Raw genomic sequence first — 22,955 nt, 5'->3', positions numbered from 1 at the left:
GGCGATTCGCCCGCGATTACCCGCGCCCCACCGGGAACCCCGCGTCCGCGATTACCGCGCGATGACCACCGCAACCGCCCGATTACCGGAGGAAAAACGCCTTCCGCGCTCGCCGCACTAGGGTCGAATTCGTTGCCGTTGAACGGGAAGAGCGCCGTCGCGGCCAGTCAAGAGCCAGTGCCGATCAGGAGGCAGTAATGACGACGACCGACCTCGCTGTCGATGTCTCGACCGTTTTGGGAGCCGTCGCGGAAATCGCGCCCGCGCTGCGCGCGAACGGTCCTGACGCCGAGAGCGAGCGCCGCGTTCCCGAGAAGAGCCTGAGCCTGCTGGAGCAGGCGGGCGTCTTCCGGCTCACCACCCCCCGCCGCTTCGGCGGCCTCGAACTGCCGCTCGCCGACCAGGCCAAGGTGTTCGAGGCCGTCGCGAAGGCCGACGGCGCCACCGGCTGGGCGGCGATGATCCTCCAGGCCAGCGCGTGGATCCACACCACGCTGTCCGAGCAGGCCCAGCAGGAGATCTTCACCAAGCCCGACCTGAAGGTCTCCACCGGCTTCACCCCCACCGGCACGATCGTGCCCGCCGAGGGCGGCTGGACCGTCAACGGCACCTGGAAGTGGCTCTCCGGCGTGCACGCCGCCGAGTGGGTCACCCTCGCCGCGGTCCACGTGACCGAGGACGGCGGCCTGCCCTACGTGGTCGTGGTCCCCACCTCCGAGGTGACGATCAACGACGACTGGGACACCAGCGCCGCCGAGGGCACCGGTTCCGCCTCCGCCACGGTGGAGGACGTCTTCGTCCCGACCCACCGCTCGCTGTTCCTGCCCGAGCTGCTCGGCGCGGGCGCCGCCGACCGAGCCAACAGCGGCGCCACCGGCAGCAACTACGCCTTCCTGCCCTACATCATGGTGGGCGCGGTCGCCGCCTACATCGGCATCGCCAAGGGGGCCTACGAGACCTTCCTCGACCGGCTGCCCGGACGCGGCATCACCTACACGCCCTGGACCAACCAGAGCGAGTCGCCGCTGACCCACATCCAGGTCGCCACCGCCAAGAACCGCATCGCCGCCGCCGAGGCGCTCGCCGACCGCATCACCGCCGGCCTCCAGGCGCACGCCGACGCGGGCACCTACCCGTCGGTGGAGGAGCGCGCCCAGTCGCGCGGCGAGGTCGGCATGGCCATCCAGCTCGCGAAGGAGGCCGTGGTCGCGCTGCACGAGGCGTCGGGCGCGTCGTCGATCTCGCGGGACGTGCCGTTCCAGCGCTTCCACCGCGACATGCTCGGCCTGTCGCTGCACGCGCTGTTCCTGTTCAACACCAACATGGAGCTGCACGGCCGGGTGCTGCTGGGCCTGTCGCCCGACACCCCCTTCCTGTGACGCGGGGCAATCCCTAGGTCGTGTCCCGGAAGCGGAGCACGACCCGGCCCGCCGTCCCGCCGCCCGCGCCCCTCCGCGCGGCGGCGGGACGGGCGCGGCCCCGCCACCCCGAACCTCCCCCCGACCCGCCCGGCCCCCGCGCGCCCGCCAGGCGGGTTCCCGCGCGCGGCCACCCCGACCCCCAGAAGGGCTTGTGCGATGCCGAAGAAGACCAAGCCGATCCTCGTGCTCGGCGCCACCGGCAAGACCGGCAGCAGACTGGTCCCGCTGCTGCGCGACCGGGGCGTGCCGGTGCGCGCCGCCTCGCGCGGCGGGGAGGTCCGGTTCGACTGGGACGACGAGACCACCTGGGGCCGCGCGCTCACCGGGGTGGGCGCGGTCTACCTGGTCGACCAGCAGGACAAGCCGGGCCAGTGGGACGCCGAGACCATGATCGAGCGGTTCTACGCCCGCGCCGCCGACCTCGGCGTCACCAGGGTCGTCGCCCTGCAGGCCAGGCCCGCAGGGGCCATCGGCGGCAAGGACCTGCACGCGGGCACCGACACCGCCGAGCGCTCCGGTCTGGAGTGGACGGTCCTGCGCCCCAGCTGGTTCAACCAGAACTTCGACGAGGGCGTCCTCCTGGACGGCGTCCGCGCGGGCGAGCTGCCGCTGCCCGCAGGCGACGGCGCGGAGGCGTTCGTGGACGTGGCCGACGTCGCCGCTGTCGCCGCCGTCGCGCTCACCGAGGACGGGCACCACGGCCGGGTCTACAACCTCAGCGGCCCGGCCGCGCTCACCTTCGCCGAGGCCGTGGAGGTCATCGGGCACGCCGCGGGCCGCGAGGTCCGGTACGTGCCGGTCAGCCAGCGGGACTACGAGGCCGAGCTGGTGGGCGCGGGCGTGCCCGCCGACTACGCCACCTTCGTGGGCGACCTGGTGGCCCGCATCGACCAGGGCACCAGCAGCGCGGTCACCTTCACCGTCGAGCAGGTCACCGGGCGCGCGCCCGTCGCGTTCGCGGACTTCGCCAAGGAGGCGGCGAGCCGGGGCGTGTGGGCGGCGGCCTGAGCCGGACCGCCCGCCCGCCCCGCACGACCGGAGCACCGCCGGAAGGTGGAAAGGCCCGCCGGGGAACCGGCGGGCCTTTCCACCTTCCGCACGACGCCGAGGCCGGGGCGAGCCGACCCCGTGGGGCGCGTCGCGCGGGGGTCAGACGTCGTGCTCGACCGCCAGGGCCGCGGGCGCGGGCGCGTCGACCTGCTCGTCGTCCGCGTCGGGCGCCTCCCAGAACACGCTGCTCAGGTCGAAGCCCCGCAGCACCTGGATGCGCCACGGCTCCAGCTTGATCAGCCCGAACTTGGGGTCCTCGGGGCCGTGCCGCCAGAAGTTCGCCGGGTCGTAGCCGACACCGGGCGGGCTGCCCTTGCGGTACAGCTCCCAGATCTCCCTGCGCACCTCCTGGTCCTCCTGCACCCACTCGGCGCGGCAGTCGGCGAACACCGCGTTCTGCTTGGGGTTCCAGTAGGAGATCGTGGTGTGCGGGTTGCGGGCGAGGTGCGCGACCTTCACCGGGGTGCGGTAGGCCGCGATCCACCCGATGGGGACGCCGTCGCGCACTTCCCAGATGGGCAGCAGCACCCGTGCCCGCGGCCGGTTCCTCTTGTCCACCGTGGTCATCGTGGCGTAGACGATGTCCTGGATGTAGGCGAGGAACGGGTCCTGGAGGTCGGCGAACGACCTGACGACCTTCCTCATCGTGGCCCCCTGTGGGAGTGGCGCCGCCACGTGGCGGCGAGGTGTGCCGTCCCGGCGGCGGGCGCCGCGCGGACGGCCTTGACGGACCCGGTTCGACCGGTCCGGATCCATGGTGGCGCGGCGCGGGGGCTCGGGTAAGAACGCACTTTGAAGTTACCGAGGCACACCGCGGTGCCGTACCGGCCCGCGCGCCGACCGGGGTCGCGCGCCGCGCGGTCAGCCGACGCGCTGGAAGCGGCCCTGGTGGAACACCAGCGCCCCCTGCTCCGCGCCCGACCCGCAGCCCAGCACCCGCCCCAGGAACAGGGTGTGGTCGCCCGCGGGGTGCGCGGTCACCACCTCGCACTCCAGCCAGGCCAGCGCGCCGGTCAGCAGCGGCGCCCCGGTGAGCGGGCCCGGCGCCCAGTCGACCACGTCGAACTGGGCCGCGCCCAGCACGCGCTCGCGGTCGGCGAAGTGGCGCACGGCGGGCTCCTGGTCGGCTGCCGCCACCGACACCCCGAACCGGCCCGTCGAGGTCAGCGCCCGGTGCATGACCGCGCTGCGGGCCACGCACACGTGCACCAGCGGCGGGTCGAGCGAGACCGAGCCGAAGGCGTTCGCGGTCATCCCGTGGACGTGCTCGCCGCCGGTGGTGACCACCACGACGCCGGTGGCGAACCGGCCCATGACCGACCGCAGCTCCTTCGGGTCCACGGCCCCGGCGGGTTCCGCGGTGCCCACTCCACCGGCTGCGACGTGCGCTTGCTCGGACATGCTGTGATCCCCTCGGGTCGGCGTGGTCGCGGCGCGCGCGCCTCCTGCGATCCACAAAGGACTCAACTCGTCGGACGCGACCGACTGTAACCACGAGCGCCGCCCACCCCCTCCACCGCCGGGTAACGGGATTCTCACCGCGCCCGGCCAGAGTGGCCCGTTACCGCCCCCGACCTACCTTCGGCCCGGAAAGCAGGACGCCCCCCATTCGGTTAGCTGGTCAGGAAAGGCGGTCGGCAGCATGGACCACCCCACAGCCGGGCAGCAGGAGGTTCCCGGCGGGCCGCAGGACGCCGTCGCCGTCATCGGGATGGCGGTGCGCCTGCCGTCGGCGGACGGCCCCGACGCGTTCTGGGCGCTGCTCCGCGACGGCGTGGACGCCATCACCGACGTTCCCGCCGGGCGCTGGGAGCAGGCGTCACCCGGTGTGACCCGAGGAGGTTTCCTCGACTCGGTCGCGGAGTTCGACGCGGACTTCTTCGGCGTCTCGCCGCGCGAGGCGGCGGCGATGGACCCGCAGCAGCGCCTGGTGCTCGAACTGGCCTGGGAGGCCGTCGAGGACGCCAGGATCGTCCCCGCCGACCTGCGCGGCAGCCGCACCTCGGTGTTCGTCGGCAGCATCCGCGACGACTACGCCGCCCTGCTCTACCAGCACGGCACGTCGGCGATCACGCCGCACACCGTGACCGGCACCCACCGGGGCATCATCGCGAACCGGGTGTCCTACGCGCTGGACCTGCGCGGCCCGAGCGTCACCGTGGACGCCGCGCAGGCGTCGTCGCTGGTGGCCGTGCACCTGGCGGCGGAGGGGCTGCGCGACGGCGCGGTCGACCTGGCCATCGCGGGCGGCGTGAACCTGAACCTGCTCGGCGAGCAGACCGTCAGCCTGGAGCGCTTCGGCGCCCTGTCCCCGGACGGCCGCAGCCGCCCCCTCGACGCCGCGGCCAACGGCTACGTCCGGGGCGAGGGCGGCGCGGTGGTGCTGCTCAAGCGGCTGGACCGGGCGCTGGCCGACGGCGACCCGGTGCACGCGGTGCTGCTGGGCAGCGCCGTCAACAGCGACGGCGCCACCGAGGGCCTGACCGTGCCGGGGGAGCGGGCGCAGACCGAGGTCGTCCGCGCCGCGTTCGCCGCCGCGGGCGTGACGCCCGCGAGCGCCCAGTACGTGGAGCTGCACGGCACCGGGACCCCGGTGGGCGACCCGATCGAGGCGCGCGCGCTGGGCGCCGCGATGGCGGGCCGGGAGGACGACCCGCTGCGGGTCGGCTCCGCCAAGTCGAACGTCGGCCACCTGGAGGGCGCGGCGGGCATCGTCGGCCTGGTGAAGACCGCGCTCGCCATCCGGCACCGCAGGCTGCCCGCGACGCTGAACTTCGCGACGCCGAACCCGGAGATCCCCCTGGGGGAGCTGGGTCTGCGCGTGCACGCGGAACTCTCGGACTGGCCCCACCCCGACCGGCCGCTCGTGGCGGGCGTCAGCTCGTGGGGGATGGGCGGCACGAACGCGCACGTCGTGCTCACCGAGGCCCCGGCCCCGGTCCGCCGCCCCGCGCACCCGGACGGGGGCCGAGCCGCTGCCGGAACCCCGGCAGGGGGCGGGGTCGCGCCCGCCGCGGAGACCGAGCTGGCTGCGGAGACCGAGCTGGCTGCGGCGACCGAGCCCGCCGCTGCGGGCGGGTCTGCCGCCGGGAACGGACGCCCGAGGGCCGCCGAGGGCTTGGCGACCACCGGGAACCCGCCCGCCGCGGTGACCGGGCACATCGCGGGGAGCGCGCCCGCCGAGGCCGGGCGCAGGCAGGCCGCCGATGGGCAGGCCGACCGGGACGAGCGCGCCGCCGAGGCCACGGTCGCGGGCGACCCCGCCACCGTGCCCGAGCACGCGCCCGCCGTCGATGAGCCCGCCACCGGAACCCCCGCCGTCGCGACCGGGCGCGCGCAGGCCACCGCCGGAACCCCCGTCGCCGGAACCCCCGCCACCGCGCCCGAGCACGCGCCCGCCGCCGCGCCCCCGCCGGTCCCGGCGCCGCCCGCCGCCCACGTCCCGTGGCTGCTCTCCGGGCGCAGCCGTGCCGCCGTGCAGGCCCAGGCCGCCGCGCTGGCCGCGCACCTCACCGACGAGCGGCCCGTCGACGTGGCCCTCTCGCTCGCCACCACCAGGACCGCCTTCGAGCACCGCGCCGTCGTCGTCGGGGCCGGGCGCGCCGAGCTGGACGCCGGGCTCGCCGCCCTCGCCTCGGGCGAGGCCGCCGCCAACCTCGTGCGCGGCGAGGTCGGGGCCACCGGCGGGGTCGTGCTGGTCTTCCCCGGCCAGGGCTCGCAGTGGGCGGGCATGGCCGTCGAGCTCGCCGACTCCTCCCCGGTCTTCGCCGGGCACCTCGCCGCGTGCGGCCGGGCGCTCTCCGCGTTCACCGACTGGTCACTGGACGAGGTCCTGCGCCAGGTCGACGGCGCGCCGGGGCTGGACCGGGTGGACGTCGTGCAGCCCGCCCTGTTCGCGGTCATGGTGTCGCTGGCCCGCCTGTGGCAGCACCACGGCCTGCGCGTGGACGCGGTCATCGGCCACTCCCAGGGCGAGATCGCCGCCGCGCACGTCGCGGGCGCCCTCTCGCTCGACGACGCCGCCCGCGTCGTCTGCCTGCGCAGCAAGGCGATCCGCGCGCTCGCGGGCACCGGCGGCATGGCCGCGGTGTCCCTGCCCGCCGCCCAGGTCGCCGAGCGGATCGCCGAGCACGGCGGCCGGGTCTCGATCGCCGCCGTCAACGGCCCCGCGAACACCGTCGTCGCGGGCGACCCCGTGGCGCTGCGGGAGATCGTCGCCGACTACCAGGCGCGGGACGTGCGCGCCTCGGTCATCGCCGTCGACTACGCCTCGCACTCCGCCGACGTGGAGAGCCTGCGCGCGGAACTGCTCGAACTCCTCGAACCGGTCCGCCCGCGCCACGCCGACATCCCGTTCTACTCCACCCTGACCGGCCAGGTGCTCGACACCACCGGCATGGACGCGTCCTACTGGTTCCGGAACCTGCGCCACACGGTGAACTTCCACGACACCGTCCGCCTGCTCCTGTCCGACGGCCACCGCGCGTTCGTCGAGACCAGCCCGCACCCGGTGCTCACCCACGCCGTCAAGTCGACGATCGAGGCCGAGGGCGTGGCGGGCGCCACCGCGCTCGGCTCGCTGCGCCGCGACGACGGCGGCCCCCGCCGCTTCCTGCTCGCGCTGGGCGCGGCGCACGCGCACGGCATCGCCCTGGACTGGACCGGACCGCTCACCGACGCCCCGCAGCTCGTCGACCTGCCCACCTACGCCTTCCAGCGCAAGCACTTCTGGTTCTCCGGCGACGGCGTGGTCACCCGCGCCGCCACCCCCGCGAGCGCGAACGCCCCCGCGCCGCAGGACGAGCGCACCGGCGCGCTGCGCGCCCGCCTCACCGGCCTGTCCGACCGCGAGCGGCTGCGCGTGCTGGTCGACCTGGTGCGCGCCAACGCCGCCCCGGTGCTCGGCTTCGACGGGCCGGCCGAGGTCGCCGAGGGCCGCACGTTCAAGGACCTCGGCATGGACTCGGTCACCGCCGTCGAGTTCCGCGACCAGCTCGGCGCGGCCACCGGCCTGGCCCTGCCCGCCGCGCTGACCTTCAACCAGCCCACCCCGCGCGCGCTCGCCGAGCACCTCGACCGCGAGCTGGGCGGCGCCGCCGCCGAGCTGGTCGTGGACGGCGCGACGCCCACCTCCGACGACCCGATCGCCGTGGTCGGCATGGCCTGCCGCTTCCCTGGCGGAGTGCGCTCCCCGGAGCAGCTGTGGGAGCTGGTGCGCGACGGCGTGGACGCCATCTCCGAGTTCCCGGACAACCGGGGCTGGGACACCGAGGCGCTGCACGACCCCGACCCGGACAAGCGCGGCTCCACCAACGCCCGCTACGGCGGTTTCCTGCACGACGCCGACGAGTTCGACGCCGCGTTCTTCGGCATCAGCCCCCGCGAGGCCACCGCCATGGACCCGCAGCAGCGGCTGCTGCTGGAGGTCGCGTGGGAGGCGTTCGAGCGGGCGGGCATCGACCCGGCCGCGCTGCGCGGCACCGACGCGGGCGTGTTCGTCGGCGCGATGGCCCAGGACTACGGCCCGCGCCTGCACCAGGGCGCCGAGGGCCACGACGGCTACCTGCTCACCGGCAACCAGCTCAGCGTCGCCTCCGGCCGCCTCGCCTACACCTTCGGCCTCGAGGGGCCCGCGCTGACGATCGACACGGCGTGCTCGTCGTCGCTGGTGGCGATCCACCTGGCCAGCCAGGCGCTCGCCAGGGGAGAGGCCTCCCTCGCCCTCGCGGGCGGCGTCACGGTCATGTCCACGCCCGGCATCTTCGTCGAGTTCTCCCGCCAGCGGGGGCTGTCGGCCGACGGGCGCTGCAAGGCGTTCTCGGCCGACGCGGACGGCACGGGGTGGTCGGAGGGCGCGGGTCTGCTGGTGCTGGAGCGGTTGTCGGACGCGCGGCGCAACGGGCACCCGGTGCTGGCGGTGGTGCGCGGCACGGCGGTGAACCAGGACGGGGCGTCGAACGGCCTGACCGCGCCCAACGGTCCCTCGCAGGAGCGGGTCATCCGGCGGGCGCTGGGGGCGGCGGGCCTGCGTCCGTCCGATGTGGACCTGGTGGAGGCGCACGGCACGGGCACCTCCCTCGGCGACCCGATCGAGGCCCAAGCGCTGCTGGCCACCTACGGCCAGGACCGGGAGACCCCGCTGTACCTGGGGTCCCTCAAGTCCAACATCGGCCACACCCAGGCCGCCGCGGGCGTCGCGGGCGTCATCAAGTCCATCGAGGCCATCCGCAACGGGATCGTGCCCAGGACGCTGCACGCCGACGAGCCCACCCCGCACGTCGACTGGGACGCGGGCGCGGTGCGCCTGGCCACCGACAGCGCCCCGTGGCCCGACACCGACCGGCCGCGCCGCGCCGGAATCTCCTCGTTCGGCATCTCCGGCACCAACGCGCACGTCATCGTCGAGCAGGCCGAACCGGCCGACACCCCCGCCGCGCCAGCGGAACCCGACACCACGACCGGCCCGCTGCCGTGGGTGCTCTCCGGCCGGGGCGCGGGCTCGCTCGCCGCGCAGGCCGAACGCCTCCTGGGGTTCGCCACCTCCACCGGGCACACCACCGCCGACGTCGGCTGGTCCCTGGCCGCCACCAGGACCGCGCTCGACCACCGGGCCGTCGTGTGGGGCGAGGACCGCCAGGACCTCCTCGCGGCGCTCGCCGCCGTCGCGCGCGGCGAGAGCGGCCCCACCGCCGTCACCGGCCAGGCCGCCCCGACCCGCACCGCGTTCCTGTTCACCGGCCAGGGCGCGCAGCGCGCCCGCATGGGCCTCGCCCTCGCCGAGGCGTCCCCGGTCTACGCGGCGGCGTTCGCCGAGGTGTGCGCCGCGCTCGACCCGCACCTGGACCGCCCGCTGCGCGAGGTCGTCGAGAGCGGCGACGGCCTGGACGAGACCGGTTTCACCCAGCCCGCGCTGTTCGCCGTCGAGGTGGCGCTGTTCCGGCTCCTCGCCGACCACGGCGTGCGCCCGGACTTCCTGGTGGGCCACTCCATCGGCGAGCTCGCCGCCGCGCACGTCGCGGGCGTGTTCTCCCTGGACGACGCGGCCCGCCTGGTCGTCGCGCGCGGCAGGCTCATGCAGCGACTCCCGCGCGACGGCGTCATGATCGCCGTGGAGGCCACCGAGGACGAGGTGCTCGCCGAACTGGCCGGGCACGGCGACCGGGTGGGCGTCGCGGGCGTCAACGGCCCCACCGCGCTGGTCGTCGCGGGCGAGACCGAGGCCGCCACCGCGGTCGCCGAGGCGCTCGCCGCGCGCGGCAGGCGCACCAAGCGGCTCGAGGTCAGCCACGCCTTCCACTCGCCGCTCATCGAGCCGATGCTCGCCGAGTTCGCCGAGGTCGCGGCCACCGTCGCCTACTCGGCCCCGCGCGTGCCCCTGGTCTCCACCGTCACCGGCCGCCTCGCCGACCCCGCCGAGCTGGCTGCCCCGGACTACTGGGTCGGCCAGGCCCGCGCCGCCGTGCGCTTCTCCGACGCGGTCGGCGCCCTGCTCGACGAGGGCGTCACCGCGCTCGTCGAACTGGGCCCCACGGCCGTGCTGTCCGCGCTGGTCCCCGCCATCGCCGCCGAGGCGGGCGTCGACGTGGTCGCCGCGCCGCTGCTGCGCGCCGACCGCGACGAGCCCCGCTCGGTGCTGTCCGCGCTGGCCGCCCTGTTCGTCGCGGGCGCCGACGTCGACTGGACCACCCCCTACCGGGGTGGCCGGGCGCGCCGCGTCGACCTGCCCACCTACGCGTTCCGCCCGCAGCGGTTCTGGCTCGACGCCCCCACCGGCGGTGACGTCACCGGGGTGGGCCTGGCCCCCGCCGGGCACCCGCTGCTGGGCGCGGCCGTCGACCTGGCGGGCGGCAGGCTCGTGCTCACCGGCAGGCTCGCCGCCACCAGCCACCCGTGGCTGGCCGACCACGCCATCGCCGGGGCCACCGTGCTGCCCGGCACCGCCTACCTGGAGCTGGCCCTGTGGGCGGGCGGCCGGGTCGGCGCGGACCACGTCGACGAGCTGACGCTGGCCGCGCCGCTGGTGCTGGCCGAGCGCGGCGGCACCCTCGTCCAGGTCGTCGTGGACGCCCCCGACGCCGACGGGTCCCGCGCGCTGCGCGTGCACGCCCGCCGCGACCGCGACGGCGCCGAGTGGGTCGAGCACGCCACCGGGACCCTCACCCCCACCCCGCCCGCGGCCGACACCGACACCGACCTCGGCGCCTGGCCGCCGAACGCCACCGAGCTCGACCTGACCGACGCCTACGCCCGGCTCGCCGAGCGCGGCTACGGCTACGGCCCGGTCTTCCGCGGCCTGGAACGCGCCTGGCGCGCGGGCGACGACCTGTTCGCCGAGGTCGCCCTCCCCGCCGACCAGTGGCCCGCCGCGGCCTCGTTCACGCTGCACCCGGCGCTGCTCGACGCCGCGCTGCACCCGCTGCTGCCCGGCGTCGCCGACGACGGCGGCACCACCGTCCTGCCGTTCGCCTGGTCCGGCGTCACCGCGCACGCCGAGGGCGCCAGGTCGCTGCGCCTGCGCCACCGGGTCACCCGGCCCGACCAGGACACCCTCGTGGTGTCCGTGACCGCCGCCGACACCTCGGGCGCGCCGGTCCTGACCGCCCGCTCGCTGGTGCTGCGCCCGGTGTCCCGCGCGGCGCTGCGCGACAGCGGCGGCGCCGCCCTGCTGCGCCCGGAGTGGCGGCCCGCCCAGACCGGCGAGCCCGTGCCGTGGTCGGCGGTCGGCGCGGACGGCTTCGTGGACGTGTTCGCCCTGCCCGGCGACGCCAACCCCACCCGCGCCTACTACGACCTGCCCGACCTGGCCCAGGCGCTCGGCGGCGACGACGTGCCGCGCCACGCGGTCGTCCTGCTGCCCGAACCGGACGGCGACCCGGCGCGCGCCGCCCACGCCACCACCCGCGCCGCGCTGGAGCTGCTCCAGGTGTGGCTGGCCGACCCGAGGCTCCAGGACACCGCGCTGGCCGTGGTGACCACCGGCGGCGGAGGGGCGCGCCCCGACGAGTCCCCGCACCACGCGGGCGTCTGGGGCCTGCTGCGCAGCGCCCAGTCCGAGCAGCCCGGCCGGTTCCTCCTCGTCGACCACGACGGGACCGCCGAGTCGTGGGCCGCGCTGCCCTCGGCGCTGGGCACGGGGGAGCCGCAGCTGGCGCTGCGCGCCGGAGAGGTCCTCGTGCCCCGCCTGGTCGCGGCCGAGCCCGAGCGGGCCGCCGCCGTCGCGTGGGACGCGGGCACGGTCCTGATCACCGGCGGCACCGGGGCGCTCGGCGCGCTCGCCGCCAGGCACCTGGTGCGCGAGCACGGCGTCCGCGACCTGCTGCTGCTCAGCCGCCGGGGCCCCGACGCGCCCGGCGCGGCCGACCTGGTCGCCGAGCTGACCGCCGAGGGCGCGCGCGTCACCGTCACCGCCGTCGCCGCCCAGGACCGCGCGGCGCTCGCCGACGCCCTGCGCGGCCACGACGTGCGCGTCGCGCTGCACACGGCGGGCGTCGTCGACGACGGCGTCGTCACCTCGCTCGACGCGCGCGGCCTGACCACCGCGCTCACCCCGAAGGTCGACGCGGCCTGGAACCTGCACGAGCTGCTCGGCGACCGCGCGGCGCTCGTCCTGTACTCGTCGGTCGCGGGCGTCCTGGGCAACCCCGGCCAGGGCAACTACGCGGCGGGCAACGCGTTCCTGGACGCGCTGGCCCGCCACCGCGCCCACCTCGGCCTGCCCGCCACCTCGATCGCCTGGGGCCTGTGGGCCGACAGCAGCGGCATCACCGGCGCGCTCACCGACACCGACCGCACCCGCCTGGCCCGCAACGGCGTCCTGCCGCTGACCGGCGAGGCCGGGCTCGCCCTGCTCGACGCGGCCACCGCCTCCGGCCTGCCCGAGGTGACCGCCGCCGCGCTCGACCACGCGGCGCTGCGCGCGCTCGGCGAGCGGCTGCCCGCCGTGCTGCGCGGCCTGATCACCCCGGCCGCCACCCGCCGCGCCGCGGCCGGGGAGGCCGAGCCGTCCGCGGGCGGCGGGTCCGCGCTGGAGCGCCGCCTGGCCGGGCTGTCCGAGCGGGAGCGCGACACGGCCGTCGCCGAGCTGGTCAGGGCCACCGTCGCGCAGGTCCTCGGCCACGCCGACGGCTCCCGCGTCGAGATGGCCGCCGCGTTCAAGGAGCTGGGCTTCGACTCGCTGACCGCCGTCGAGCTGCGCAACCACCTGCACACCGCCACCGGGCTGCGGCTGCCGAGCACGCTCGTGTTCGACTACCCGTCGCCCTCGGCGGTCGCGGGCTACCTGTCCGCGCAGGTCTCCGGCCCCGCCGCGCCCGACGAGACCCGGCAGGACCGGGTCGCCGCCGCCACCGAGGACGACCCGATCGCGATCGTCGGCATGGCCTGCCGCTTCCCCGGCGGGGTGCGCTCCCCGGAGCAGCTGTGGGAGCTGGTGCGCGACGAGGTCGACGCGGTCGGCGACTTCCCCACCGACCGGGGCTGGGACACCGACGCCCTCTACGACCCGGACCCGGACCGGGCGGGCCGCACCTACACGCGCAGCGGCGGTTTCCTGCACGACGCCTACGACTTCGACCCGGAGTTCTTCGGCATGTCCCCGCGCGAGGCGCTGGCCACCGACCCGCAGCAGCGGCTGCTGCTGGAGGTCGCGTGGGAGGCGTTCGAGCGGGCGGGCATCGACCCGGCCGCGCTGCGCGGCAGCAGCACCGGCGTGTTCGCGGGCGTCATGTACACCGACTACACCGAGCAGTCCGGTCAGCTCCCGGCCGAGCTGGAGGGCTACCTGGCCAGCGGCACGGCGGGCAGCGTCGCGTCCGGCCGCCTCGCCTACACCTTCGGCCTCGAGGGCCCCGCGCTGACGATCGACACCGCGTGCTCGTCGTCGCTGGTCGCGATCCACCTGGCCGGGCAGGCGCTGCGCTCCGGCGAGGCCGACCTGGCGCTCGCGGGCGGCGTCACGGTCATGTCCACGCCCAACCCGTTCATCGAGTTCTCCCGCCAGCGCGGGCTGTCGGCCGACGGCCGCTGCAAGGCGTTCTCGGCCGACGCGGACGGCACGGGGTGGTCGGAGGGCGCGGGTCTGCTGGTGCTGGAGCGGTTGTCGGACGCCCGGCGCAACGGGCACCCGGTGCTGGCGGTGGTGCGCGGCACGGCGGTGAACCAGGACGGGGCGTCGAACGGCCTGACCGCGCCCAACGGTCCCTCGCAGGAGCGGGTCATCCGGCGGGCGCTGGGAGCGGCGGGCCTGCGTCCGTCCGATGTGGACCTGGTGGAGGCGCACGGCACCGGAACCTCCCTCGGCGACCCGATCGAGGCCCAAGCCCTGCTGGCCACCTACGGCCAGGACCGGGAGACCCCGCTGTACCTGGGGTCCCTCAAGTCCAACATCGGCCACACCCAGGCCGCCGCGGGCGTCGCGGGCGTCATCAAGTCCGTCCAGGCCATCCACAACGGCCTGATGCCCAAGACCCTGCACGTCACCGAGCCGTCCCCGCACGTCTACTGGGACGCGGGCGCGGTGACCCTGCTGACCGAGGCCACCCCGTGGCCCGACGCGCGCAGGCCTCGCCGCGCGGGAATCTCCTCGTTCGGCATCTCCGGCACCAACGCGCACGTCATCGTCGAGCAGGCGCCCGAGCACGGGCAGCCGGGGGAGGGCGGCGCGGACCCGGTCGTGCCGTGGCTGCTGTCCGCCAAGACCCCCGCCGCGCTCAAGGCCCAGGCCGACGCGCTCGCGGCCTTCCTCGCCGAGCACCCCGACACCCGCCCCGCCGACGTCGCGCTCACCCTGGCCACCCGGCGCGCCACCCACGAGCGGCACGCCGTCCTCGTCGGCTCCGACGCCGACGACCTGCGCGCCCGCCTCACCGCGCTCGACCCGGCCGCGTCCGGCCGCACCACCGGCGCGGGCAGGCTCGCCGCGCTGTTCACCGGCCAAGGCGCCCAGCGCGTCGGCATGGGCATCGACCTCGCCCACGCCCACCCCGCCTACGAGGCCGCGTTCGACGAGGTGTGCGCCGCGCTCGACCCGCACCTGGGCCGCTCGCTGCGCGAGGCCGTCACCACCGGCGAGGCGCTCGACGAGACCTGGCTGACCCAACCCGCGCTGTTCGCCGTCGAGGTCGCCCTGTTCCGGCTGTGGCAGTCCTGGGGCGTGCGCTTCGACTTCCTGGCGGGGCACTCCATCGGCGAGCTCGCCGCGGCCCACGTCGCGGGCGTGTTCTCCCTGGACGACGCGGCCCGCCTGGTCGCCGCGCGCGGCAGGCTCATGCACCAGCTGCCCGCGACCGGCGCCATGGTCGCCGTGGAGGCCACCGAGGAGGAGGTCCGCGCGAAGCTGGCAGGCCAGCCGGGGCTGGTCGACATCGCCGCCGTCAACGGGCCGCGCGCCGTCGTCCTCGCGGGCGAGGAGCAGGCCACCCTGGCAGCCGCCGAGCCGTGGCGCGCCCTCGGCAGGCGCACCCGCAGGCTCAACGTCAGCCACGCCTTCCACTCCCCGCTCGTGGAGCCGGTCCTCGACGCGTTCGCCGAGGTCGCCGCCACCGTCACCTACCACCGGCCGACCACCCCGATCGTCTCCACCCTCACCGGCGCCGCCGACGCGCCGGTGGACACCCCCGACCACTGGGTGCGGCACGTGCGCGGCGCCGTCCGGTTCGCCCCCGCCACCACCGCGCTGGTCGCGCTCGGCGCCACCACGTTCCTGGAGGTCGGGCCGGACACCGTGCTCGCCACCATGGCCGAGCAGGTGCTCGACGCGCTGCCCGAGCGGCGCGACCGGGCCGCCCTCGCCTCCACCCGCCGCGACCGCCCCGAGGTCGACACCACCGCCGAGACCCTGGCGCTGCTGCACACCAGGGGAGTGGCCGTCGACTGGGCCGCGTTCCTCGACGGCTCCGGGGCCAGGCACGTCGACCTGCCCACCTACGGCTTCCAGCGCGACCGGTACGCGCTCGTCGTCGCCCCCGGCGCGGGCCGGACCGCCGCCGCCCCCGACTGGGAGGAGATCCACCCGACCCGGCCCGCCGAGCCGAGGTCCCTCGTCGTGCTCGACCTGGACCACGGCGCGGCCGACCTGCCCGGCCTGCCGGTCGTCACCACCGCCGCCGACGTGCCCGCCGACGCCGACGCGGTGCTGCTGCCGCTGGCCGTGCACCTCGCCGCCGACCCGGCGGACACCCCCGAGGCCCGCTACGCCCGCACCAGGGGCACCCTGGACCTGGTGCGGGGCTGGGACGGCCCCCGGCTCGTCGTCACCACCACCGGGATCGCCCCGGCGCTGGGCGGCGACCGGGCGGGCGAGGACGCCAGGCTCGCCTGGAACCTGCTGCGCGCCGCCGCCGAGCACAACGGGCGGGTCCTGCTGGTCGACCTGGACACCGACCGGCCCGACCCCGACGTGCTCGCGGCCCTGCTCGCGGCGGGCGTCCCGCTGGCCGCCGCGCGCGGCGACCGGCTCCTGGTCCCGCCCCGCGAGGGCGCGCCCACCGCCGAGCCGGTCACCTCGCGGCTGCTCGCCGACCTCGCCGCCGCGCCCGCCGCCAAGCACCGGACGATCCTGCTGGCGGCCGTGCTCGCCGAGGTCGCCTCGGTGCTGCACCGCGACGACGCCGACGGCATCGAGGAGGACCGGGCCCTCCAGGAGCTCGGCTTCGACTCGCTCACCTCGGTCGACCTGCGCAACCGGCTCAACGCCGCCACCGGCGCGGCGCTGCCCGCCACCGCCGTCTTCGACCACCCGACCCCGGCCGCCCTCGCCGACCACCTGCTCGGGCTGCTCGCGCCCGGCGGGCCGGAACCCGCCGCGCCGCTGCACGCCGAGCTGGACCGGCTGGAGTCGCTGCTCGCCACCGCCCCGCGCGGCGGCGACGGCGCCGAGTCGACCGCCGAGGTCGCCGACCGGCTGCGCGCCATCCTCGCGCGGCTCACCGAACCCACCGCCGCCGCGAACACCCCTGGCGAGGACCCGGTGGGGCAGCTGGCGGAAGCCACCGCGGACGACCTGTTCGCGTTCATCGACAACGAGCTGGGCCGCACCGCGGGCTGACCGCCCGACACCGACGACGCACGTGCCAAGGAGGGCGGGAACCCGCATGTCCCAGGACAAGGAAGACAAGCTCGTCGAGTACCTGAAGTGGGTCAGCGCCGACCTGAAGAAGACCAAGCAGCGCCTCGCCGAGCTGGAGTCGGGCAAGCGCGAGCCGGTCGCCATCGTCGGCATGGCCTGCCGCTTCCCCGGCGGCGTGTCCTCACCCGAGGACCTGTGGCGGCTGGTCGCCGACGGCCGGGACGCCATCGCGCCCTTCCCCGACGACCGGGGCTGGGACACCGACGGCATCTACGACCCCGAACCGGGCCTGCCCGGCAAGTCCTACTCGCGGCACAGCGGGTTCATCGCGGACGCCACCACGTTCGACGCCGAGTTCTTCGGCATCAGCCCCCGCGAGGCCACCGCCATGGACCCCCAGCAGCGGGTCCTGCTGGAGGTCGCCTGGGAGGCGCTCGAACGCGCCCACCTCGACCCGGCCGCGCTCAGGGGCAGCCGCACCGGCGTGTTCGCGGGCATCGTCGCCCAGAGCTACCTGGGGCTCAGCGGCCCCACCGACCTGGAGGGCTACCTCACCACCGGCGGGCTCGGCAGCGTCGCCTCCGGCCGGGTGTCCTACTCGCTCGGGCTGGAGGGGCCCGCGGTGTCGGTCGACACCGCGTGCTCGTCCTCGCTGGTCGCGCTGCACCTGGCCGCCCAGTCGCTGCGCCAGGGCGAGTCCACCCTCGCGCTGGCGGGAGGCACCACCGTCTACGGCACGCCGTCGGCGTTCGTGGACTTCTCCCGCCAGCGCGGCCTCGCCCCCGACGGGCGCTGCAAGTCGTTCGCCGAGGCCGCCGACGGCACCACCTGGTCCGAGGGCGTCGGCGTGGTCGTGCTGGAACTGCTGTCCGAGGCCCGCCGCAACGGCCACGAGGTCCTCGCGGTGCTGCGCGGCTCCGCCGTCAACCAGGACGGGGCCTCCAACGGCCTCACCGCACCCAACGGGCCCTCGCAGCAGCGCGTCATCCGCGCCGCACTGGCCGACGCCCGGCTCACCGCCGCCGACGTCGACCTGATCGAGGCCCACGGCACCGGGACCCGCCTGGGCGACCCGATCGAGGCACAGGCGCTGCTCGCCACCTACGGGCAGAACCGCGCCCGACCCGCGTGGCTGGGCTCGCTCAAGTCCAACATCGGCCACACCGTCGCCGCGGCGGGCGTGGCGGGCGTCATCAAGTCCGTGCTGGCCATCCGGCACGGCGTGCTGCCCGCGACCCTGCACGTCGACCGGCCCACCCCGGTGGTGGACTGGTCGGCGGGGCAGGTCAGGCTGCTCACCGAGCAGCGCGACTGGCCGGAGACCGACGGCCCCCGCCGCGCCGCGGTCTCCGCGTTCGGCGTGAGCGGCACCAACGCGCACGTGATCCTGGAGCAGGCCCCGCCGCCCGCCGAGACCGCCCCGACCGACCCGCAGCCGCCGCTGCCCGCGCACGCCCTGCCGCTGTCGGCCCGCTCCGAGCGGGCCCTGTCCGCGCAGGCCGACCGGCTGCTGCGCTGGTGGGCCGACCACCCCGACGCCGACCCGGCCGCCGTGGCCGCGGCCGCCGCCACCACCCGCTCCGCCCTGTCCCACCGGGCCGTCGTCCTCGGCGGGAGCCGCGCCGACCTGGAGCAGGGCCTGACCGCGCTCGCCGAACGGGGCACCGCGGCGGGCGAGTCCGCCTCCGTCGTCACCGGTTCGCCGGCCGCGGGCAAGACCGCGTTCCTGTTCACCGGCCAGGGCGCCCAGCGCCCCGGCATGGGCCTGCGCGCCGCCGCCGCGTTCCCGGCGTTCGCCGAGGCGCTCGCCGACGTCGAGCGGGCGCTGGCCCCGCACGGCGGGACGCCGCTGCGGGAGCTGCTGGCCGACCCCGACGCCGAGGCGCTGCGCGACACCGGCAACGCCCAGCCCGCCCTGTTCGCGATCGAGGTCGCCCTGTTCCGGCTGCTGGAGTCCTGGGGCGTGCGCCCCGACCTGCTCGCCGGGCACTCCATCGGCGAGATCGCCGCCGCCCACGTCTCCGGCGTGCTCTCGCTCGACGACGCGGCGACCCTGGTCAGCGCCCGCGCCCGGCTCATGTCCGCGCTGCCCGCGGGCGGCGGGATGCTCGCGGTGCGCGCCTCCGAGGAGGAGGTGCTGCCGCTGCTGGCCGGTCGCGAGGACGTGCTCGGGATCGCCGCCGTCAACGGCCCCGCCTCCGTCGTGCTCTCCGGTGCGGCCGACGCGCTCGACGAGGCCGCCGCCCGGCTGACCGCCGCCGGGCGCTCGGTCAAGGCGCTGTCGGTCAGCCACGCCTTCCACTCGCCGCTGATGAGGCCCGTGCTCGACGAGTTCGCCGAGGTCGTCGCCACCCTGAAGTACCGCGAGCCCACCATCCCGGTGGTCTCCACCGCCACCGGCGACCTCGTCACCGCCGAGCTGACCGACCCCGGCCACTGGGTGCGGCACGTCACCGGCGCGGTGCGGTTCGCCGACGCCGCGCGCGCGCTGCGCGAGCTGGGCGCCACCACCTTCGCCGAGCTGGGCCCCGGCGAGGTGCTCAGCGCCCTCGTGCAGGAGGCGCTGGACGCGAACGCCGCGGTTCTGGCCGTGCCGCTGCTGCGCCAGGCCGACACCGAGGCCGACGGCGTCGTCCGCGCCGTCGCCCGCCTGCACACCAGGGGCACGGCGGTCGACTGGGCCGCGTTCCTCGGCGGCGCGCACCCCGCGCTCGACCTGCCCACCTACGCCTTCCAGCGCACCCGGTTCTGGCTGGAGCACGAGGAGTCCCGCGCCGACCTGTCCTCGGTCGGCCTCACCCCGGTCGACCACCCGCTGCTCGGCGCGGCCGTCCCGGTCGCGGGCTCCGACGCGCTCGTGGTCACCAGCCACGTCTCGGTGCGCAGCCACCCGTGGCTGGCCGGGCCCGCCGTCGACGGGGTCCTGGCCCTGCCCGGCGCGGTGCTCGTCGAGCTGGCCGGGCGCGCGGGCGACGAGCTGGGCTGCACGCTGCTGCGGGAGCTGGTGGTGCCGCGACCGCCCGCGCTGCCGGTCGACGGCGGCCTGGCCATCCAGCTGGTCCTCGGCGCGGCCGACCCCGACGGCGTCCGCTCCCTGCTCGTGCACACCCGCCCCGACGACGACCCCGAGGCGGAGTGGGAGTTCGCCGCCAGCGGCTCGCTGTCCGCCGACCACGCCGCCCCGACCCACGCCGCCCCGACCCACGCCGACCGGACCCGCGCCGTCCCGACCCGCGCCGTCCCGACCCACGCCGACCCGCCGGAGCACACCCACGGCGACGCCTTCCCGGTGGCGCTGCCCGAGGGCTCGGCCGCCGACGCCGCCGCCTACAACCTGCACCCGGCCCTGCTCGCCGAGGCCGTGCGCGCCGCCACCGGCGGCCGGGTCCCCACCCGCTGGAGCGGGGTGCGCCTGCACGCGGTCGGCGCGACCTCGGTCGTCGTCCGCGCGGACCTGGACGGCGACCGGCTCGCGCTGCGGCTCTCCGACCTGGCGGGCGGCCCCGTCGCCACCGTCGACGAGATCACCCTCCACGCGGGCGACCCCCTCACCCCCGACCGCACCGCCGCCGCCCGCAGGGCGCTGTTCGACGTGGTCTGGAAGCCGCTGCCCGTCCCGCCGCCGACCACCCGCACCACGGCCGTGCTCGACACCGGCCGAGGTCTGCCCGACCTGCCCGGCGCGACCGTCGTCCGCACCCCGGCCGACGCCCCGGACGCCGACCTGCTCGTCGCCCCGTTCCTGACCGGGGCCACCGACACCGACGTCCCCGACCGGGTGCTCGCCGACGCCACCGCCGCCCTGGACCTGGTCCGCGACTGGCTCGCCCAGCCCCGACCCACCGCCTCCCGGCTCGTCGTGCTCACCTCCGGCGCCACCGACGCGCACGCCCTCACCAGCCCGCACACCGCCCCCCTGTGGGGCCTGCTCAAGTCCGCCCAGGCCGAGAACCCCGACCGCCTCACCCTCGTCGACGTCGCCGAGGACTGGGACCCCGCCCTGCTGCCCGCCGCCGTCGCCACCGGCGAGCCGCTGCTCGCGCTCGGCGCGGACGTCCGCGCGCCCCGCCTGCGCCGCGCCCCCACCGCGATCGCCGACCACTCCTGGCGGCGCCGGGCGCGCGGCGGCTCCGTCCTCGTCACCGGCGGCACCGGCGCGCTCGGCGCCCTGTTCGCCCGCCACCTCGTCACCGCCCACGGCGCGGCCCGCGTCGTCCTGGTCAGCCGCAGCGGCCCCGCCGCCCCCGGCGCGGGCGAGCTGTGCGCGGACCTGCGCCGCGCGGGCGCCGCGGTGGAGGTGCTCGCCGCCGACACCACCGACCCGGCCGCGCTGGCCGAGGTGCTGCGCGACCGGCGGGTCGACCTCGTCCTGCACACCGCGGGCGTCCTGGACGACACCGCGCTGCAAACCCTCACCCCCGAGCGCCTCGCGGCCGTGCTGCGCCCCAAGGTGCACACCGCCTGGCACCTGCACCGGCTGCTCCCCGACGCCCACCACGTCCACTTCTCCTCCATCGCCGCCACCACCGGCGGCCCCGGCCAGGCCAACTACGCCGCCGCCAACACGTTCCTGGACGCGCTCGCCCACCTGCGCGCCGACCGGGGCGCGCCCACCACCTCGATCGCCTGGGGCCTGTGGGCCATGCCCACCGGCATGGGCGGCGCGCTCTCCGAGGTCGACCTGGCCCGCATCGCCCGCGCAGGCTTCCGCCCCGTCACCCCCGACCGGGGCCCGGCGCTGCTCGACGCGGCCCTCGACAGCGGCCTGCCCGCCGTCGTCGCCACCCCGCTCGACATCACCGCCATCCGCGCCTCCGGCACGCCCCAACCCCTGTTCGCGGACCTGGTGCGCACCCCGCTGCGCCGCAGGGCCGTCAACACCGACACCTCCGCCGCCCCCGACCCGCTCGCCGAACCCGACCCCGCCCGCAGGCGCGCCCTGCTGCTCGACCTGGTCGGCGCCGAGGTCGCGGCCGTCCTCGGCCTGCCCGCCCCGCCCGAGCCGCACCGCCCGTTCCCCGAGCTGGGCTTCGACTCGCTCACCTCGGTCGAGCTGCGCAACCGGCTCGCCGCGACCCTCGGCTCGCCCCTGCCCGCCTCGCTCGTGTTCGACCACCCCACCCCCGACGCGGTCGCCGACTTCCTGCGCGACCTCGGCGCCCCGCAGGCGCCCGCCCGCGCCGAGGTCGACTTCGCGCGGGAGGCGCTGCTGGCCGACGACGTCGTCCCCGCCGCCACCACCGCGACCCACGCCGCCGACCCCGACGAGGTGCTGCTCACCGGGGCCACCGGGTTCCTGGGCGCGTTCCTGCTCAGGGACGTGCTGCGCACCACGCGGGCCCGCGTGCACGCCGTCGTGCGCGCCCCCGACGCCGCCGCCGGGCTCGCCAGGATCGCCGAGAACCTGCGCTGGTACCGGCTCGACGACGAGGTCGACCTGTCCAGGGTCGTCGTGCACCCCGGCGACCTCGGCCTGCCCGGCCTCGGGCTGCCCGAGGAGGTGCGCGACCTGCTGGCCCGCACCGCCGACGTGGTGTTCCACGCGGGCGCCGAGGTCAACTGGCTCCAGCCCTACCAGGCGCTGCGCCCGGTGAACGTCGCGGGCACCGAGGAGGTGCTGCGCCTGGCCGCGGCCCACCGCACGGTGCCCGTGCACTTCGTGTCCTCCACGGGCGTGTTCGACCAGCCCGTCACCCCCGGCGTGCCGCTGACCACCGACGACATCCCCGGACCGCCCGAGGTGCTGTCCAACGGCTACCGCCAGTCCAAGTGGGTGGCCGAGCGCATGATCGACCAGGCCCGCGAGCGCGGCCTGCCCGTGTCGGTGTACCGGGTCGACGTGGTCTCCGGCGACCAGGTCAACGGCGCCTGCCAGACCAGGGACTTCGTGTGGCTGGGCCTGAAGGGCATCCTGCGCAGCGGAGCCGTCCCCGAGGGCCTGGAAGGCCGGTTCCACCTGGTGCCGGTCGACTACGCCAGCGCCGCCATCACCCACCTGGCCACCAGGCCGGAGGCGGCGGGCCGCACCTTCCACGTCTCCAACCCCGCCCCGATCACCTACCGGGACATGATCGGCCACCTCAGGTCGCTCGGCCACGAGCTGGAGGAGCTGCCCCCGGCCGAGTGGAGCGCGCGGGTGCGCGCCGACCGGGACAACGCCCTGCAACCGCTGCTCGACTCGTTCGAGGCCATCGCCGCCGCGGGCGAGGGCGCCTACCCGGACTTCGACGTCACCGGGACCGACGAGGCGCTGCGCGACGCGGGCCTGACCTGCCCGCCGATGACCGGCGAGCTGTTCACCAGGTACGTGCGCTTCTTCACCGACGCGGGCTACTTCCCCCGCGCGGGCGCGGACAGCCTGAACTAGCCGCACGACTCCCGCCCCGGCCGGGTCGCCCGACCCGGCCGGGGCGGGGCGC

At 76.6% G+C, this 22,955-nt stretch carries 5 protein-coding genes and 1 pseudogene; 4 read left to right on the top strand and 2 right to left on the bottom strand.

Features of this window, described 5'->3' with window-relative positions:
- Nucleotides 1-197: 197 nt before the first annotated feature.
- Nucleotides 198-1,379, top strand: a complete 1,182-nt coding sequence (locus tag CNX65_RS23415; RefSeq protein ID WP_015803420.1) for an acyl-CoA dehydrogenase family protein — start codon at nucleotides 198-200, stop codon at nucleotides 1,377-1,379.
- A 198-nt stretch (nucleotides 1,380-1,577) separates the two neighbouring features.
- Nucleotides 1,578-2,429, top strand: a complete 852-nt coding sequence (locus CNX65_RS23410) for an NAD(P)H-binding protein (protein ID WP_096495692.1) — start codon at nucleotides 1,578-1,580, stop codon at nucleotides 2,427-2,429.
- A gap of 141 nt (nucleotides 2,430-2,570) precedes the next feature.
- Here the strand turns inward: CNX65_RS23410 and CNX65_RS23405 are convergent, their stop codons facing one another.
- Nucleotides 2,571-3,116: a pyridoxamine 5'-phosphate oxidase family protein gene (locus CNX65_RS23405; protein WP_096495691.1), complete on the bottom strand. Its 546-nt coding sequence runs from the start codon at nucleotides 3,114-3,116 to the stop codon at nucleotides 2,571-2,573.
- Nucleotides 3,117-3,332: 216 nt separating this feature from the next.
- Nucleotides 3,333-3,872 carry a flavin reductase family protein gene (locus CNX65_RS23400; protein WP_096495690.1) on the bottom strand — a complete coding sequence of 180 codons (540 nt, stop codon included), beginning with the start codon at nucleotides 3,870-3,872 and terminating at the stop codon, nucleotides 3,333-3,335.
- 241 nt (nucleotides 3,873-4,113) lie between these two features.
- Here CNX65_RS23400 and CNX65_RS37335 point away from each other — a divergent pair, with 241 nt between their 5' ends.
- A complete protein-coding gene (locus CNX65_RS37335) occupies nucleotides 4,114-16,515 on the top strand; it encodes a type I polyketide synthase (protein WP_096495689.1) in 12,402 nt (4,133 codons plus the stop codon).
- 70 nt (nucleotides 16,516-16,585) lie between these two features.
- A pseudogene (locus tag CNX65_RS23390) lies at nucleotides 16,586-22,903 on the top strand (thioester reductase domain-containing protein); the annotation flags it as partial.
- Nucleotides 22,904-22,955 lie beyond the last annotated feature (52 nt).

The organism is Actinosynnema pretiosum, from assembly GCF_002354875.1.
Taxonomy (GTDB): domain Bacteria; phylum Actinomycetota; class Actinomycetes; order Mycobacteriales; family Pseudonocardiaceae; genus Actinosynnema; species Actinosynnema auranticum.
This window is presented reverse-complemented; position numbering and strand designations above follow the sequence as displayed.

Coding starts and splice junctions, on each gene's coding strand:
- CNX65_RS23400 (WP_096495690.1), bottom strand. CDS start 3,872: ATGTCCGAGCAAGCGCACGTCGCAGCCGGTGGAGTGGGCACCGCGGAA.
- CNX65_RS37335 (WP_096495689.1), top strand. CDS start 4,114: ATGGACCACCCCACAGCCGGGCAGCAGGAGGTTCCCGGCGGGCCGCAG.
- CNX65_RS23415 (WP_015803420.1), top strand. CDS start 198: ATGACGACGACCGACCTCGCTGTCGATGTCTCGACCGTTTTGGGAGCC.
- CNX65_RS23410 (WP_096495692.1), top strand. CDS start 1,578: ATGCCGAAGAAGACCAAGCCGATCCTCGTGCTCGGCGCCACCGGCAAG.
- CNX65_RS23405 (WP_096495691.1), bottom strand. CDS start 3,116: ATGAGGAAGGTCGTCAGGTCGTTCGCCGACCTCCAGGACCCGTTCCTC.